The sequence below is a fragment of the Rhodococcus sp. IEGM 1409 genome (assembly GCF_030056735.1).
Lineage (GTDB): Bacteria > Actinomycetota > Actinomycetes > Mycobacteriales > Mycobacteriaceae > Rhodococcus_F.
Genome location: NZ_JASHKN010000058.1, coordinates 1 through 206, shown reverse-complemented (window position 1 = coordinate 206; position 206 = coordinate 1). Strand labels below are relative to the sequence as shown.

The window sequence follows — 206 nt, the reverse complement described above, 5'->3', positions numbered from 1 at the left end:
CTCGATCTGAGGCGACGACAGGGTCGTTCGCTCGATCCCGGGCGGGTGGTGTGGTGTGTTTTGGGTACGAGAAAGCCCCCCAACCACGAATGGTTGGGGGGCTTACTCTAATTGTGTTCGGCGGTGTCCTACTCTCCCACACCCTGTCGAGTGCAGTACCATCTGCGCTGAAGGGCTTAGCTTACGGGTTCGGAATGGGACCGGGC

The 206-nt window shown here is 60.2% G+C and carries 1 rRNA gene; it reads right to left on the bottom strand.

The features are described 5' to 3' along the window. Window positions 1-115 precede the first annotated feature (115 nt). Window positions 116-206 (bottom strand): 5S ribosomal RNA (gene rrf / locus QM716_RS29455); the annotation flags it as partial.